This window comes from Rickettsia amblyommatis (assembly GCF_002078335.1).
GTDB lineage: Bacteria > Pseudomonadota > Alphaproteobacteria > Rickettsiales > Rickettsiaceae > Rickettsia > Rickettsia rickettsii.
In genome coordinates this window covers 564,939-581,748 of the sequence record NZ_CP015012.1, presented here as the reverse complement: position 1 = coordinate 581,748, position 16,810 = coordinate 564,939, and the positions used below count along the sequence as shown (strand labels likewise).

Sequence of the window (16,810 nt, the reverse complement as noted above, 5' to 3'; positions counted from 1 at the left end):
GCATGGCTCTTATGTCATTCCTGCGAAAGCAGGAATCTAGAAAAAAGGTATAAATACAGCAAATTTTTGAAATTAAAAGCTCGATTTATCTCGCTTTATGCTGGATGCCCGCCTACGCGGAATGACATCGCGCAAGTTTCTCAATCCATACAACAATGCTCTGCTTTTGCAATGGTAACAAAAAACCACACAACTAGATGATAAAGAAAATTTATGCTGACTCAGCTAAATCTTCTGAAGTTTCAGTCTTTTGTTCGCGTAAATAATCTTGTGCTTCTGATTCTGATCTTGCAACAATAACCGTAACTATAGCATTAAGCTCTGCATGGAGTCTTATTTCAACTGTATAAATTCCGGTAGACTTAATTTGTTTATCAAGAATAATATTTGAATGAGAAATATTATAATATACATTTTCAGATAATTTATCGGCTATTTCTTTATTAGTAACCGAACCGAAAAGTTTACCGTCATCTGATGTGTGACGGATAAAAACTAATTTTTGATCTTTAATAAGAGCATTAATTTTTTCTACTTCTTCTCTTATTTGCTTATCTTTTGCTTCAAATTCGTGTTTTTGTTTAACTATTAGCTTTTTATTAGGCTCAGTAGCTCTAATAGCTAATTTTTGCGGTAAAAGATAATTACGACCAAACCCGTCTGCTACTTTGAGTATGTCGCCAATTTTACCTAATTTTCTTACGGGTTTTATTAATATAATTTCCATGTATTATGCCTTTTATTTAGCTTGAAATACAAAAGGTAATAATGCTAAAATTCTTGCAATTTTAATAGCATTATTTAGCTTTCTTTGTTTCTTTGCACAAACATTTGTGATCCTGCTTGGTAACATTCTACCGCCTTCAGAGACAAATCTTATTAAAAGCTCAGGATTTTTATAATCAATAACAGGTGCATTAGGCACAGAAAGAGGGCATCCTTTACGTCTTCTAAAAAATACTTTTTTAGCAGTTTTATCTCCTACCTTGCGAGCAGCTGTTTCACTAGCATTATTGCTTTTTAACATTCTTTAACCTTAATTCTTACAAATTTAATTATTAATCGTTACGTCAACTACCGGAGTATTTTCTGTACTCTGATTTCTTAATATCGGTGAAGGTTCACTACTAATTGAATCTGTTTGAATTGTAAGAAATCTAATGATATTTTCGTTAAGCTTCATTTTTCTTTCTAGCTCTTCTTTTACATTACCAGTAATATCTAGACCTAAAAAATAATAATGTCCTTTTTTGTTATTACCGATTTTGTAAGCTAAAGTTCTTAACCCCCAATATTCTTTTTTTATGATAGTGCCATTATTATCTTTAATAATTTTAGCAAAATCATCAACGATTTGATCTATATCGTTTAACGATACGTCTTGGCGTATAATAAAAACTGATTCATAAAAGCTCATGATATATAAGAATCTCCAACAAACAAACTTTAAAATAAAGCTATTTATAGCAACTAAAACTATTAAATTCAAGTATTATCTTTAAAAATTTTTATAAAAAGTTTGCTATAAACCCTAATAAATTAGAAAATTATTACAAAAATTTTTAATTATTTACTAAATATTAATGAAGATTAATTCAGTGTTTGATAAGCTATTACCTGAAGTTTTAATTATAGAAGAAAAAAAGTGTTAATATTTCTTTAAGTGATGATAGAGAGAGAGCAGGATTTATAATATAATGAGGGCTTCAACTCTAGAAAAAGCATTAACTTATTTTTTAGTCAGCCGCTTGCTATCATGATTATTAGTGCAGAATTACAAGAAAATCCTTTAATAACAATAAATAACGTTAGAAAAATTAAAACGCCTATAACATTTTGATTAACAGAAATAGACGATAACGTGCTATTTTTTTATAAGCCCTTCTTATCTGAGCAAATAGTAGGTACTTTAAAAGAGCTTATTGAGACGTTCCAAGTCAGTTGTACAAGATAATATTATTAAATTTAAGAATCTAAATATTGATTTAAATACTGAAAAAGTACACAAAGACGGACTGGATATTCGTCTAGGTCCTACTGAGTTTAAAATTTTACGACTTTTTTTCAGGTTCCAAATAAAGTATTTTCGCGTCAAGCAATAATAAAATATTTATGGGAAAGTGAAGAGACCTTTAATGAATATCTCATATGTTAATATCTATTAATATTTAGATGTTCATATAAATAGGATTAGAGAGGCCTTAGGGAAAGACAATTTAATTATTACAACCGTTAGTTTTATCGGTTATTGTCTAAATAAGGATAACTAGAATTTTATTGTCAAAATTTTCTTTGTATTTATGCATTAAGTATGTATAATACTTTATTCGTTACCAATTTTTATAACTAAAAACTGTAAATTTTATGTTAAGTAAACTAAATAAGCCCGCTTTATTTGCTTTAATATTTTATCCTATTTTTATTATCTCTCTTGTAGTTAAATATTCGTTTGATTATGGAATAGGGCTAACTGAAGTTATTTTTATAATTGCTAGTTATTATATTAATAATATTACCGTTGGGATCGGTTTGCATAGGTTATGGTCTCATAATGCCTATAAAATAAATAAATATGCCGAGTTTGTCTTAATTATGCTGTCTGCAGGAACATTACAAGGACCAGCTTTATCTTGGGCATCGAATCATTATAAACATCATAGATATACGGATCAAGACCAAGATCCGCATACTCCTTTAAAATTTGATAATAAATTTTTAGGCTTTATGTGGTCTCATATAGGATGGATGCTAGTCGGAAGCGGTAGCTATAAGTCTATTGATCGCATTACTTGGGCTAAGCACGGGAACAACAATTTATTAAAATGGCAGCTCAAATATTATTGGCAAATAGCAGCTTTTATGAATATTGTCGTGCCTTTATTTATCGGTTACTTAGTCGGCGGTACTATACAATCGACATATGCAGGATTTTTATTTATGGGGCTCGGTAGATTCCTACAGCAGCAAGCAACCTTCTGCGTTAATTCTTTATGCCACTTTGCCGGTAGTAAAAAATATTACAAAGGCACTGCCGGAGATATTTGGTGGATGGCATTATTCTTACTCGGTGAAAATTGGCATAATTACCATCATGCTTTTCCTTCAGATTATCGTAACGGTGCAAAATGGTATCATTTTGACGTTCACAAATGGATAATATTTTTAATGAGTAAAATCGGTTTAGCTTCAGAACTTGAACGTACTACAAAAGTACGTATACAGGCAAAAATGCAAGAAACTTTAAGCTATCTTAGTGAAAAACAAAAGCAAAAATTGACTTTAATGCAAACTAAAATAGATCATTTATTAGAAAATCTATGCTTAAAAATTAAAGAGCTTGAAGAATCATCTATTACTATTAAAGAACAATTTAAAAAATCTTTTGTAGAAATACAAGAATCACTTAAAAATTTAGCGGAGCAAGTAAGTTCTGTAACGCAAATAACAGAAAAACCTTCGGCAAAACTATTAAAAATAGTTAATAAAAAAATTATTGATGCCGAACAATCTATTTATAAGCTGTATAATCAATTAAATACCTTAAAGGTATCTAATAATTAGGCATTATTAAATAAAGATAGATATCGTGATTGCAAGCGAGTGTTGGTGTTGTCGCATGGGTCCTGTTATGTCATTCCCGCCTACGCGGGAATGACATCGGTATCCACGTGGGCAACACCTTCTCACAATGACGCAAACTATCACTTTTTACTTAACAACGCCTCTAATTAGTTTCAATTTGAATGATAAAAATTTTAGGTATAGAATCAAGCTGTGATGATACAGCTGTTTCTATAATCACCGAAAATCGAGAAATCTTATCTAATATAATCATTTCACAAAATACAGAACATGCAGTTTTTGGAGGGGTAGTACCTGAAATTGCTGCACGTTCTCACTTATCGCATCTAGATAAAGCATTAAAAAATGTTTTAAAAGAAAGCAACACTAAATTAATGGACATTAGTACAATTGCCGCAACTTCCGGTCCAGGTTTAATCGGCGGTGTTATAGTTGGATCAATGTTTGCAAGATCGCTAAGCAGTGCTTTAAAAAAACCCTTTATTGCAATTAATCATTTAGAAGGTCATGCCTTAACCGCAAGACTAACCGATAATATTCCTTATCCTTATTTACTTTTGTTAGCTTCGGGCGGACATTGCCAATTTGTAGCAGTTTTAGGTCTCGGAAAATATAAAATACTAGGATCTACTATAGATGATGCCGTAGGCGAAGCCTTTGACAAGGTAGCCAAAATGCTAAACTTAGCTTTTCCCGGAGGACCTGAAATTGAGAAAAGAGCAAAACTTGGCTATCCTCATAAATATAAATTTCCAAAACCTATAATTAACAGCGGTAATTGCAATATGTCCTTTTCAGGGCTTAAAACTGCCGTGCGTACTTTAATAATGAATTTAAAGGAAATTAATGACACTGTAATCAATGATATAGCGGCAAGTTTTCAATTTACTATAGGAGAAATTCTAAGTAGTAAGGTACAAGATGCTATTAGAGCATATGAACAAATAACAAATAATTTTGATAAGAAGAATATAGTTATTGCCGGCGGTGTCGCTGCTAATAAATATTTACAAGAAATATTAAGTAGTTGTGCTAAAACATATGGTTATCGGCTTATTTATCCACCTATCCACTTATGCACCGATAATGCTGCAATGATTGCATATGCAGGACTTGAGCGTTACAATAATAAGTTATTTACTCCTTTGAATTTCTGTCCAAAAGCTAGGTGGAGTTTAGAGGATATTAGTAATTAAAATTTATTTACTGATATCCTCTAAGAAGAAATATAAAATATTGACACTTCTTAATTTAGTAGTATGATATGTAGTTACCATGAAGCATGGTAACTACATATATAAAAAAGAGGTAAGTTTATGAGCAATAGCAATTATGAAAACATATACAAAGCATTTAATTGTTTTTCAGAAGCAGCCAATTCTGCCTATTCAGCCGTAAATACTTTTTTAGAACTACCTAATGTATTTAATAAATATCCTACTGTTATTTCTTTAATTTTTTCTAAAACAGCAAAATTAGACTCTAATATAACCAATATAATTAAAAACGGTGTTATTATATATGAGGTATCAACAACCTTAATAGGGGCCGTAAATACTTTTTATAAAGATAAAAAACTAGTCGATAAAATATTAAAAGACGGACAGAATGCTATTGATAAGCTTATTGAAACAACAACCTATTTATCGCCAATAGTTACAGATATTACAAATTCTTATTTAGTTGATCCGTATAAAGAAGAAAAAGCACTATTATTTGACTTACAAATTCCTAACTCTACTAGTAGTGATTATTATAAATTATCAGGTACTGAAAGTATAACATTAGCTGAAATTGAATGTTATTAATACTAATTAATAGAATTTTTTTATCACTTTTTCTAGATGACCATACTCCTTTTAGTTGTGGTCTTGTTGCATTGCTCGTTTTGTGTCATTCCCGCTTCCGCGGGAATGACATCAAACGCGTTTTTTGAGCCATGCAACAAATCTTTTAATAGCCCGCAATGACAAAATCAATAATTATTAGACAGTGCCTTTAACAAAAATAGTGGATTATGCTATAATTCGTTATTCGGAAAAAATTAATCAACTCATTGTTACCTTCAATTCTTTATCCTTCGCATTTATTTTAACCGTTTTACCGCTACTTATTTCGCCTGCTAAAATCATTTTGGCTAAATTATTTTGTATTTCCCGCTGGATAAGGCGTTTTAAGGGTCTTGCTCCAAAGCTTGGATCATAACCTTTTTCGGCTAAATAATTTAAGGCAGATTCATCAAATTCAAGAATAATATTTTGTGCTAGTAAAATTTTCTTTAAGCTTTCAAGCTGTATCTTCACTATATCATGAATATTATTACGATTTAGGCGATGGAATAATATAATCTCGTCTAGTCTGTTTAAAAACTCAGGTTTAAATACTGCTTTTACATATTCCATAACCTCATCCTTTACTTTATATGTATCTTCGTCTTCTTTCTGATTAACAAGTATCTCAGCACCTAAATTAGACGTTAAAACTATTATAGTATTCTTAAAATCAACCGTTATACCTTGACTATCTGTTAATCTTCCCTCATCAAGTATTTGCAGCATAATATTAAATATGTCAGGATGGGCTTTTTCAACCTCATCAAATAATATTACCTGATAAGGACGGCGTCTTACTGCCTCAGTCAACACCCCGCCTTGATCATATCCGATATAGCCGGGAGGAGCTCCTATCAGGCGAGAAATAGCGTGCTTCTCCATATATTCCGACATATCTATACGAAGTATTGCATTACGGTCATCAAAAAGAAAACCAGCTAAGGCTTTGGTAAGCTCAGTTTTACCGACTCCGGTCGGTCCTAAGAATAAGAACGAACCAAGCGGGCGGTTAATATCTTGAATCCCTGCACGTGATCTTCTTACCGCATCACTAACACCTTTAATTGCCTCATCCTGCCCTATTACCAATTCTCGTAATTTCTGCTCCATCATAAGCAGACGCTCACGTTCACTTGATAGCATCGTATCAATTGGAATACCAGTAATACGAGAGATAATACTTGCTATATCGCTTTCCGATACAATTTCTTTTAACAGCCCTTTATTATCCATACTTTCGGCTTCCTGAATCTTTTTCACAATCTCAGGTATAATTCCGTATTTTAGCTCACTAGCTTTAGCGAGATTAGCATCACGTTCGGCACGTTCAAGCTCGTTTCGGCTACGGTCTAGTTCTTCTTTGAGCTTTTGTGTTTGCTGTAGTTTAGACTTTTCAGCTTGCCATTTAGCTCCCATATCATAGGATTTAGACTCTAATTTTTCTAATTCTGTAGTTAAATGCTCTATTTTCTTTTTAGCATGCTCGTCATTTTCTTTTTTAAGTGCTGCAAGCTCTATTTTTATCTGAATAATACGACGGTCCAGCTCATCAAGCTCTTCTGGTTTACTTGATAGCTCTATTTTCATACGGCTACAAGCTTCATCAATCAAATCAATAGCTTTATCAGGTAAATAACGATCGGTAATATAACGGTTTGATAACGTCGCTGCTGCAACTATTGCACTATCAGAAATTTGCACTGCATGATGCAGCTCATATTTTTCTTTAATTCCTCTAAGTATTGATATAGTATCCTCAACCGTCGGCTCACTCACGTAAACAGGCTGAAAACGACGAGCAAGTGCCGCATCTTTCTCGATATATTTACGATATTCATCTAGAGTAGTAGCACCGATACAATGCAGCTCACCACGAGCAAGCATCGGCTTTAGTAAATTCGAGGCATCCATAGCACCGTCGGTTTTTCCTGTACCGACTAATAGATGCAATTCATCGATAAATAAAATAATTTCACCGCTTGATTCTTTGATTTCGCTAAGCACTGCTTTAAGACGCTCTTCAAATTCGCCTCGATATTTAGCTCCCGCTATTAAAGCTCCCATATCAAGCTCAATAATACGGCAATTAATAAGCGATTCAGGTACGTCCTTACTAAATATTCGTTGTGCAAGCCCCTCTATTATAGCAGTTTTACCGACTCCAGGTTCGCCGATCAATACAGGATTATTTTTCATACGTCGTGATAGTACCTGCACCGTTCTTCTTATTTCTTCATCACGCCCGATTATCGGGTCAAGCTTACCGCTTTCGGCACGCTCTGTTACGTCTCTACCATATTTCTTTAAAGCATCGTAACTATTTTCTGCCGATTCGGTATCTGCTTTTTTGCCTTTACGAAACTGTAAAATAGCTGCTGCTATTTTTTTATTATTAATTCCATTATTCGTTAAAATTTTACCAGCTATAGTATTATCATAAGTTAATGCTTCAAATGTACGCTCTATGGTTACAAAGCTATCCCCACTGTCTTTAGCAATGCTACTAGCTTTTTCTAAAACTTTAAGAGCTTCAGCAGAAGAATAAACTTGTCCCCCTCCCTCAACCTGAACTTTTGGGATTTTATTTAGTTCTAGCTGCACTTGATCTTTTAATAAGTTTATATTACCGCCGGTATTATTAATAAGGGTTTGAATTATACCTGTTTCTTCACTTAAAAGACTAGATAATAAATGCAAAGGTAATATTTGCTGATGATCATTTTTAACAGCAAGTGATTGGCTACTAGCTATCACTGATTTAGCATGTGCAGTAAATTTATCAATATTCATATAAATAACATATTTTAATTAATAAAGTTAAATATTTTTAACTAGATTATTTTTATATAATAATTTTTAATTAAAACAACAAGAGATGCACAACTACATTATAGAATTTTATAATGCTTTCATCATTAAAAAAACAATTTGATAACGATAAGGAGTTTTTATTAAATCATACAAAAGAATTTAGGCGTTCCTTTAGAAACAAATAGAGCTGAAATTGAAGGGAAAAACGGTGAAACTCCAATATTAATACGTGACGGTCGTAACAATCCCAATGAAAAAATTGTTTTAGGCACTAAAGCTTTTGAAATGCAATATTTAAATGCTATCAGAGGAGCGATAGACATAGCAAAGGGCGAAAATAAACCTGAGCTTATGCTGAAATTAAATAAAGAAGCAGTAAAATTTATTAATAGTTTTAATGCTTTGAATATGGAAAAATCACAAGAAAATATCTCAAAAATATGCAAGCTGAAATTGACAGTGTTGCTGAATTGCTAGGAAAAAATGGTATTAAAAATGCTAATAAAAAATTAAATGTTGCTAAATATTTTCAAAATTTCAATGATGAGCATTGTAATATAGTAACTTTGTCAAAAGTCATCAATGATGAGGGAAAAGAGCATATTGTAGTCGAAGCGGAAGTAGCTTTTAAAGGCTTGACAGAAGAACAAAAGCAAGAACATCAAAATAGAGAAGGTAAAAACTGGTATAATGTAATGCCTGAATGGGAGAGGAAGCTTGTTGATCAGTATACTGATACAATTTAAAACGGTAGGCATGTTATCCCAACCCAGTTACAACAAATTGTTGGCATAAAAAACGCCTTTGAGAAAATTGGGGCAATAACCGACAAAGACGGTAAAAATTTTGAAACATTGCTTACATCTAAACATGCAGGTACATTAGCCTCGATTTCAAAATGATATAGATTCTAGACAAAAAATTACCGACTTAAATGCACGCCAAGCCCAAGAATGGCTTGAAGACGGCGTTACTCTTCATACTAATACATTAAACTCAGGTCCTATAGGAGCTGGCAATGATCCCACAATTGTTGATCAGACAAAAAAATCTATGGAAAATGTCGGTGAGAAAAAACTAATACTCCTCTTAATTTATTTAGGCTTATAGGAGTAACAAATAACTTTGCAGGAGTGAGTGATACTTTAAACAAAATAGCAGAAAATTTACCGACTGAAAAAGGAATTGATGAATTAAAAGCACATATTAAACCTAGAAGCAAATTTGACGTTTTTTTAGGATAAATAAACCTAAAGGAAATGCAGCAGAAATAATTAACAATGCAAATTTAACGGATCAGGAAAAAGGAATATAAAAAAAAGCTGTAACATTAAGAAAAAATATTGAGCAAGCAGATATTCCTTTTAGAGTATCGTTCGAGACAAGACTTCCTTTTATATCTTTTGATAAAGAAAATATTAATCTAAATATATCAGATGTCTTAAGTAATTTAACAGCAAAAATAAGACAAAATAAACAAGAAACTAAAACCACTAGTTTAATAAATTTACCTCAGAAAGAAATATTAACAATGTGTGCTAGCGGTAAAGATAGAGAAGGGCTTAATGAACATAATAAAATATCTCAATCAGTATCAAAATATACCGGTATAAAAGAACAGACATCGATAGACAATTACTTAAAAACTATCATATTGCTCAGCAAGCAGGTAGTATTTATGCAGGCGGTGCAACAATAGGTTGTTACGGCACTAAAAAAGAAAATAAAAGAGTCATTCCAAAAAGTAGAAAAGAAACACTTGCTGCTATAATGGCATTAACTGCTAAAACTAATAAAATTGAAGACAAAAAAAAGATGGATAAAAAGATAGATGCAGAATATGAAAAAATCACCCTAGAGAATCTATCGCAATACGCAGTGATAGGAAAGTTGTTAAACCGTTAACTAAATTGGTGTCACAGCTTAAACCAAGTATAACCCCACCGGTTAAATTTAATAAAAGTCAAAATATAGGTATGGAGAAATAATGTCAGAACTTGCAATTGTAGCAGGCAGTACTAGAGGAATAGGTAAAGCTACCGCTTTAGAATTAGAAAATAAGGGTCTTACGGTAGTTGCTAATTTTTTCAGCAATTACGACGCTGCTAAAGAAATGGAAGAAAAATACGATATAAAAACCAAACGCTGGAATGTTGCAGATTTTGAAGAATGTAGAAAAGCAGTAAAGGAAATTGAAGAGGAGTTTAAAAAAACGGTAAGTATTCTTGTAAATAATGCCGGTATTACCAAAGATAAAATGCTACATAGAATGAGCCATCAAGATTGGAATGATGTGATTAACGTTAATCTCAATTCTTGCTTTAATATGTCTAGTAGCGTAATGGAGCAGATGCGAAACCAAGATTACGGTCGTATAGTAAATATCAGTTCAATTAATGCTCAAGCAGGGCAGGTTGTGGGTAGACTAATTACTCTGCTACTAAAGCCGGAATTATCGGCTTTACTAAGGCCCTTGCTTGTGAAACTGCTTCTAAAAATATCACCGTTAACTGTATAGCTCCAGGGTATATTACAACCGAAGGTAGGAGCAGTACCCGAAGACGTGCTTGTTAAAATCGTTAATAGTATCCCCAAAAAAAGACTAGGACAGCCGGAAGAAATAAGCTAGAGCCGTGGCATTTTTAGTTGATGAAAATGCTGGATTTATAACAGGTGAGACTATTTTTATCAACGGCGGCCATAATATGATTTAAACAATTAACTAATAATAGATTAGAATATGAAAGAGATCATAAACCAATTAATCTCTAAGGGAAGAGAACTTCTAAGTAAAAATGAGTATAAAGAAGTACTTAATATATTTACCTTAATTAAACAATATAAAGGTTTTCTACATATCTATTATTATGAAGGCATCACTTACTTGTGTTGGGGAGAGTATTATAATAATGTTGAACAAACAGACCTTTACCTTAGGCAGTAGCTTCATTACAACAAGCAGCTCTATATATATATCTAAACCTAAAGATACTGATTTTTTATTATGAGAAACTTTTTATAAAGCAGGCAAATTAAGCGAAGCTGTTACTATACTTAACAAATATATATCTTGTCCAGAGAATGAGGAAGAATTTCAGGAAATTCTCAGTCAAATAACTCCAGAACTTAATAAAACTACTAATTCCCCGATGTTATCGAGAGATAGTAGTCAATTAACTTCGTTTAATAATAAAGATTCACATGATATAATAGAAGTGAGTCAAACATTAAATGCATATTAATAAGCATAATAGCTAAACATGACCACGATATAGCTCGACATGCGCAAACAATTGTAGACATAAAAAAATGTTACAATCTGCAAATGTTGGGTATACTGCAGATATAAACAACCAAATTAAAGAATTGAAAGTCATTAACCCTAAAAAATTAGAAGAATATTATAAATGTTTTAATATGGCTTTACAACGCTAATTTAGGATAAGGGATAAGTAGGAAGGTTGAAGATATAGGGTTTAAAGCTCATTAATGTTGAGTTATGATAGATTTTGTAATAAAAGATCAGTAACTTAACATGAAAAAATGCATCATAACTACTTATTATTTAATAGATAATTTTAAATTTATTAAGAATGGGAAAAAAGTAGATTATTACCAATAGATAGAAAAGGTATAGAGAAGGTAGCTTAACTCTTGCAGCATTAATGTCTATAGTTTGTACTTTTATTTGTCTCCTTGCAAAGATTTTAAAACATTATACCTAACTTAGGCAATAAAAGTTAGTTTACTAAATATAATTGATCACTTTGGATGATCTCAATCATCACAGGAAGAACCACCTATAGTAATTACATTCCAGCCGTCTTGATTTGTATGTTCAATTAAGTTCTGATTATAGGCTTCTTTGTTTAATACGGCAGGTCTAGCATAATATTCTTTTAGGCTTTTCCAAATGTCAGATGTAAATGTTGTAGTTTTATCTTTTATGATCAGAACAGGGGCTACTGTGATAGCCCCAATAATAGTAGCAGCAGCTGTAGCATAAGTAGACATGTCTTCAGAATCAATAGCCATATAACACCTATAATAGATTAGTTTATAAATTCCATACTTGGGAACTCTGGGTCTGTTCCTAGCGTTGGTACTGCTTTGTTGATATTATCATGAGCACGTTGTAGATCAGCAAAGTTAAACTCATTTAATGATATCTCGACGGTATCATCATCAACATCGTACTCCTTAACAACTCTCAAATCATTACCGGTAGAATGCACACAGCTTGATCCATCAAAGTCCTCTATCAATAACCCATTATCTATACCTCTTTCCCAACCTAGAGTATCAACAACAGGTTTTTCGCATAAATCAGCGAAATTCTTAAGAGAATGACCTTTAAGATTCTCGAGCTCATTTACAGTTCTTGTAATACCTAAATAATCTGCACAAGATTTAATGATATTTGAGCTTGTTTTACTAACTAAGTAGCTAACATATCCTATAATCCCTGATGATTCTTTTTCTACATATTGCATAGGTGCATCAGTTGCAACTTGTTGTTCCAAAGAAAGAACTAGCTTTGGTGCGGTAATATGCGGACTACTTATAATAGGATTACAATTAATAATATTATGCTTAGCATTATATACAACGCAATGTTCTGCTAAATTTTCTACAGTAACATCTACAGTCTTACTAAATACTCCAGCCTTAATTGCTTGGTCTATTGCATTTTTTGAACCAGGACTATCAAAGGTAATAGATGTCCCTAGCTCAAGGCCTTTGGACATGATCTCAAAAGCTGTTGCATCCGTTAAAACTGCTCCAAGAGAGTGACCTGCAACATTAAACACATAGTTGCTAGCATCAGTAGCAAGTAATGTAGTGATGTGATCAATCATAGCCTTAACTTGTGTAATTTTACTAGGGAAGCTGCCAGCTGCTATGTAGGCATCATCTTTTAAGTCATGTAGATCTGTGGGTACTGTACCAGCTGTGGCGATTAATACTTGTTTAGCCTCCGCGTTAATAAAAGCAACTGCTTTATAGCCATTTTGGTTAGTATCAGCAAATTCAGAAGAATTACATAAAGTTTTCCATCCATTCTTTTCTAGACTCTCAATAGTCTTAGACTCATGTTCTTTATATATTTTGTTACCTTGAGCAAGCTTATAAGCAAGATCCGTCGCTACATGGGCAACCTTTGCCTCAAACTTATTAGCAAATTTTTCAACCTTGGCAACAGTTTTCTTTACTTTGCTAACAAAATTAATAGGCTTAGAACTGAGCAAATTACTAAAATAACTCATATTTTACCTCACTTAAAATAATTTTAAGAAATACTTATCCTTTAGGTAATAATGGACCGTAGTAAGTGGCTTGTAGTATATATATACACATTAATTTAACAATATGCAAGTATTTAGTGTATAAGTGATTATTTAATAAAAGTGCGATAAACTTATAGTTCAGCATGTAATACAGTAGCTATTTCGGTAGCTTTACAAGATAATTTTTCCTTTAATTGATCAAGACTCGCTTACTATAAATCTTATTTTGAATTCATAGATTCCTCTTTATACTTTATTGTTGTATTTCTAACGCCAGTTTAGGATAAGGGAAGTTTTGAAATTACTATATGTAACTTAAAACTCATAAACCAACCATAGCTACTCATACCTATTTTAGCAATATTACTAAACACTCGATTATTACTTGTACGCTTTGTATGGCATATAGATAATTTAGTTGAATCGATAAAATAAACCCCTGTATCTTCACCCCTAAATAATTGTAGCATTATAACAAGCGGTAAAACTAGCCTCGGCCATAGTTGTATTATCCGACTATAACTCGGTAGTTTAAAATAACCTCTGCATTTGTATGATAAATAATATAAATAGTAATTTTTAAAGTCCTTACACGGTGATAAATAAAAATATAATACTATAGTTAGTAACTCGCAGAGTTTTAAACTCCCTTCTCTCTGACGTTGCCTATCTTTTGGTATTGATTTCTTTTGCTCCCATTCCTCATACTATGTTGCAAAAATTATCTAGTATACAGAATAAACTTATGATACATTTCTTCATGTTGAGAGTATATTTTTTGAATAAATCTTATATATCTCAACACTCAAATCCTTGCAACCACTTCTATATTATCATCTCTCTATATCCTTCTTATACTCTAAATGCGCGTTATAAAAGTATCAAGTTTTTATTTTCTCTTATCCTAAACTGGCGTTATTAACCTAAAGTTAATTAAAATTACAAAAGTAAGTTTACAGATGCAATAGAAATTTAATTGAAGATATAAAAACGGGATTTAAAGTAAGGAATGGTGGTGGCCACGGTTGGAATTGAACCAACGGCACAAGGATTTTCAGTCCTTTGCTCTACCGACTGAGCTACGTGGCCGTATATACTCGATGCACTTGAAAAATTGGCTTCGTCGTCTTTGTAAGTCCTTGGATGCTCACGTATTAGTATACACTCTGCTCCTCGGCTTACAGACTCCTTGCTCGTTTCCAAGTTGATCTTCGTCTATACTATTCTTTCATTTATTAGGATGTTATAACTTAAGCTTATAATAGATTAATCGGCTTTTGTCTATTCTTAATTAGTAATATTAGACAAAAATACTTAATTATGATATTATGAGTGTTTATTTTTATAACGGTTTTTATGATCAAAATCGGCAATATTGAGCTTTCTTCAAATATTATACTAGCTCCAATGTCGGGTGTTACGGATTTGGAATTTAGAAGATTGGTGAAAAGATTTGGTGCAGGGCTTGTAGTTTCTGAAATGGTAGCAAGTAGAGCAATGATTGTGGAATCTAGGCAGTCACTAAAAAAAAGTGCCATTATGCGTGATGATGCAACAAGTGCTTGCGTACAGCTAGCAGGCTGTGAGCCGAATGTGATAGCAGAAGCTGCTAAAATGAATGAGGGTATGGGGGCAAAAATTATCGATCTTAATTTTGGCTGTCCGGCAAAAAAAGTAGTAGGCGGTTATTCAGGCTCGGCTCTAATGAGGGATGAGCAGCTGGCAGCTAAAATTTTTGAAGCTACCGTTGAAGCGGTTAAGTTGCCGGTAACCGTTAAAATGCGTATGGGTTGGGATGATAATACGAAAAACGCTCCGACTTTAGCCAAAATTGCTGAAAGCTCAGGTGTTCAGATGGTTACCGTTCACGGTAGAACTAGATGCCAGTTTTATTCCGGTAATGCCGATTGGGATTTTATACGATCAGTTAAAGAATCGGTAAAGATTCCGGTTATTGCTAACGGTGATATTACTAATTTTGCTAAGGCAAAAGAAGCCCTACAAAAATCCGGTGCAAACGGTATTATGGTCGGTAGAGGAGCATATGGCAAACCTTGGCTTATTTCACAAATTGATCATTATCTTAAAACAGGTAAAGAAAAATCTACTCCCTCTATAGCAGAGCAGCTAGATATCGTAACCGAGCATTATGAGGCAATACTTGATTATTATGGTGAATCTGTGGGCGTACCTATTGCACGTAAGCATATTGGCTGGTATAGTAGCGGTTTACCGAATTCAGCAGAGTTTAGAGGTGCTGTTAATTTAATGAACGATCCTCTAGCTGTAAAAGAGAAAATTGCGGAATTTTATACGAGCGTTATGGAGACGAATAAATTAAAAGAATTTTAAGTTTTATTTTTGTAATATTGTTTTTTAGTTAAGCTATGCAAGTGAAAAAGCAGTAATTATAACTGATTATAAACCGGTATTTTTGCCTGTAATTGCTGAAAATAAAAAAATAAGAATTGCTATTCGTTCTTATTTAAATAATGAAAAATCATATTTAGTTTTAGTAGATCCAAATTCTTTTAAAACTGAAATAGCCCTACAAGAGCTGGTAATTTTACCTACGAATAAAATAGAAAAAGAAAATCTTCTAAAAAAATTAAGTAAAACTCCGTATATTAAAGTTTTAAATAAATATAGCTCTGCACCTTATATACAACAAAATTACGGTGCTACGAGTAGCATATATAAAGTAAAAGGACAGTTCTTGACAATTGACATGTGTCCTTCTTCCAAAAGCTGTGAAGAAGATTTTTTTTAAAAGCTCGTAGAATTATCGATCAAACTAAATAAACCTATTCCGATTGCTATATGTGTTTCAGGATTATGGATTATAAGCATACAGAAGAATTCTTATGGTTATTAAAACAACAAGAAAACGGTTATTTACAAATAACATGGGTTAATCATTCATTTAGTCATCCTTATTTTCTTTCGTTTTCCTGGATTAGTTTCCGATCAAACACTAATAGAAAAACTAAAAGATTTGGGATTTATTCCGCTTGGGAGTAATGCATGGCTTGCTAAAGGCGAAAAAGTTCAAAATGGTTCTTTTATATTGGTACACGGTAATAGTAACGAAAAAGCCGGAATAGATTTAATTATGCCGATGTTACCGGAATTAAAATTACTTCCTATTGAAAAGGCGTTTTTATTACATGACAATTGATTAGTTAGATATTAATAATTAGTATTTATCATATTGATAATAGCTTATCATAGCTAATATAATAATTATACAAACTAAATAAAGTAACAATATGAAAAGTATTAAGTAGTAAGCAAAAA

The 16,810-nt window shown here is 32.4% G+C and carries 16 protein-coding genes, 1 tRNA gene and 3 pseudogenes; 12 read left to right on the top strand and 8 right to left on the bottom strand.

Annotated elements, in window-relative coordinates:
• Positions 1–211: 211 nt before the first annotated feature.
• The 3 genes from rplI to rpsF are packed head-to-tail and all read right to left on the bottom strand — an operon-like array spanning position 212 to position 1,417.
• Positions 212–727 carry a 50S ribosomal protein L9 gene (rplI, locus tag A3305_RS03355; protein WP_014391753.1) on the bottom strand — a complete coding sequence of 172 codons (516 nt, stop codon included), beginning with the start codon at positions 725–727 and terminating at the stop codon, positions 212–214.
• A gap of 12 nt (positions 728–739) precedes the next feature.
• A complete protein-coding gene (gene rpsR / locus A3305_RS03350) occupies positions 740–1,027 on the bottom strand; it encodes a 30S ribosomal protein S18 (protein WP_014391752.1) in 288 nt (95 codons plus the stop codon).
• A 24-nt stretch (positions 1,028–1,051) separates the two neighbouring features.
• Complete coding sequence (gene rpsF, locus A3305_RS03345; protein ID WP_014391751.1) at positions 1,052–1,417, bottom strand: 30S ribosomal protein S6; 366 nt, start codon at positions 1,415–1,417, stop codon at positions 1,052–1,054.
• A gap of 947 nt (positions 1,418–2,364) precedes the next feature.
• Here rpsF and A3305_RS03330 point away from each other — a divergent pair.
• The 3 genes from A3305_RS03330 to A3305_RS03320 all read left to right on the top strand — a co-directional run bounded on the left by A3305_RS03330 (position 2,365) and on the right by A3305_RS03320 (position 5,390).
• Positions 2,365–3,561 carry an acyl-CoA desaturase gene (locus A3305_RS03330; protein WP_014391749.1) on the top strand — a complete coding sequence of 399 codons (1,197 nt, stop codon included), beginning with the start codon at positions 2,365–2,367 and terminating at the stop codon, positions 3,559–3,561.
• Between the two features lie 182 nt (positions 3,562–3,743).
• Entirely contained in the window at positions 3,744–4,778 is a 1,035-nt protein-coding gene (gene tsaD, locus A3305_RS03325) for a tRNA (adenosine(37)-N6)-threonylcarbamoyltransferase complex transferase subunit TsaD (protein WP_014391748.1), read from the top strand.
• Positions 4,779–4,898: 120 nt separating this feature from the next.
• Entirely contained in the window at positions 4,899–5,390 is a 492-nt protein-coding gene (locus A3305_RS03320; protein ID WP_014391747.1) for a DUF5424 family protein, read from the top strand.
• 240 nt (positions 5,391–5,630) lie between these two features.
• Here A3305_RS03320 and clpB read toward each other — a convergent pair whose 3' ends face one another.
• On the bottom strand, positions 5,631–8,204 hold the full coding sequence (gene clpB, locus A3305_RS03315) for an ATP-dependent chaperone ClpB (RefSeq protein WP_014391746.1): 2,574 nt from the start codon (positions 8,202–8,204) through the stop codon (positions 5,631–5,633).
• 306 nt (positions 8,205–8,510) lie between these two features.
• Between clpB and A3305_RS10340 the strand changes: the two genes are divergently transcribed.
• The 7 genes and pseudogenes from A3305_RS10340 to A3305_RS11230 all read left to right on the top strand — a co-directional run bounded on the left by A3305_RS10340 (position 8,511) and on the right by A3305_RS11230 (position 11,660).
• Complete coding sequence (locus tag A3305_RS10340; RefSeq protein WP_226983990.1) at positions 8,511–8,702, top strand: hypothetical protein; 192 nt, start codon at positions 8,511–8,513, stop codon at positions 8,700–8,702.
• Positions 8,666–8,971, top strand: a complete 306-nt coding sequence (locus A3305_RS03305; protein WP_226983989.1) for a hypothetical protein — start codon at positions 8,666–8,668, stop codon at positions 8,969–8,971. The genes A3305_RS10340 and A3305_RS03305 overlap by 37 nt, the downstream gene beginning before the upstream one ends.
• 785 nt (positions 8,972–9,756) lie before the next feature.
• Positions 9,757–9,924: a hypothetical protein gene (locus A3305_RS10335; protein ID WP_014391744.1), complete on the top strand. Its 168-nt coding sequence runs from the start codon at positions 9,757–9,759 to the stop codon at positions 9,922–9,924.
• Between the two features lie 71 nt (positions 9,925–9,995).
• Positions 9,996–10,130, top strand: coding sequence for a hypothetical protein (locus A3305_RS11235; RefSeq protein ID WP_264357842.1), 135 nt, complete (start codon positions 9,996–9,998; stop codon positions 10,128–10,130).
• A gap of 82 nt (positions 10,131–10,212) precedes the next feature.
• Positions 10,213–10,939, top strand: a pseudogene (locus A3305_RS03290) (SDR family oxidoreductase).
• Between the two features lie 435 nt (positions 10,940–11,374).
• Positions 11,375–11,574 (top strand): annotated as a pseudogene (locus A3305_RS10330) (hypothetical protein).
• Positions 11,535–11,660, top strand: coding sequence for a hypothetical protein (locus tag A3305_RS11230; RefSeq protein ID WP_014391742.1), 126 nt, complete (start codon positions 11,535–11,537; stop codon positions 11,658–11,660). The pseudogene A3305_RS10330 and the gene A3305_RS11230 overlap by 40 nt, the downstream one beginning before the upstream one ends.
• A 342-nt stretch (positions 11,661–12,002) precedes the next feature.
• Here A3305_RS11230 and A3305_RS03275 read toward each other — a convergent pair whose 3' ends face one another.
• From A3305_RS03275 to A3305_RS03255, 4 genes are all read right to left on the bottom strand, one after another.
• Complete coding sequence (locus tag A3305_RS03275; protein WP_014391741.1) at positions 12,003–12,260, bottom strand: hypothetical protein; 258 nt, start codon at positions 12,258–12,260, stop codon at positions 12,003–12,005.
• Positions 12,261–12,277: 17 nt separating this feature from the next.
• A complete protein-coding gene (locus tag A3305_RS09475) occupies positions 12,278–13,492 on the bottom strand; it encodes a hypothetical protein (protein WP_014391740.1) in 1,215 nt (404 codons plus the stop codon).
• A 299-nt stretch (positions 13,493–13,791) separates the two neighbouring features.
• On the bottom strand, positions 13,792–13,983 hold the full coding sequence (locus A3305_RS09470) for a transposase (protein ID WP_014391739.1): 192 nt from the start codon (positions 13,981–13,983) through the stop codon (positions 13,792–13,794).
• Between the two features lie 543 nt (positions 13,984–14,526).
• A tRNA-Phe gene (locus tag A3305_RS03255) sits at positions 14,527–14,602 on the bottom strand.
• A 267-nt stretch (positions 14,603–14,869) separates the two neighbouring features.
• Here A3305_RS03255 and dusB point away from each other — a divergent pair.
• Both dusB and A3305_RS03240 read left to right on the top strand, forming a co-directional pair.
• Positions 14,870–15,865, top strand: a complete 996-nt coding sequence (gene dusB / locus A3305_RS03245; protein WP_014391738.1) for a tRNA dihydrouridine synthase DusB — start codon at positions 14,870–14,872, stop codon at positions 15,863–15,865.
• Positions 15,850–16,691, top strand: a pseudogene (locus A3305_RS03240) (hypothetical protein). Before dusB ends, A3305_RS03240 begins: the two are co-directional and overlap by 16 nt.
• Positions 16,692–16,810: the final 119 nt, after the last annotated feature.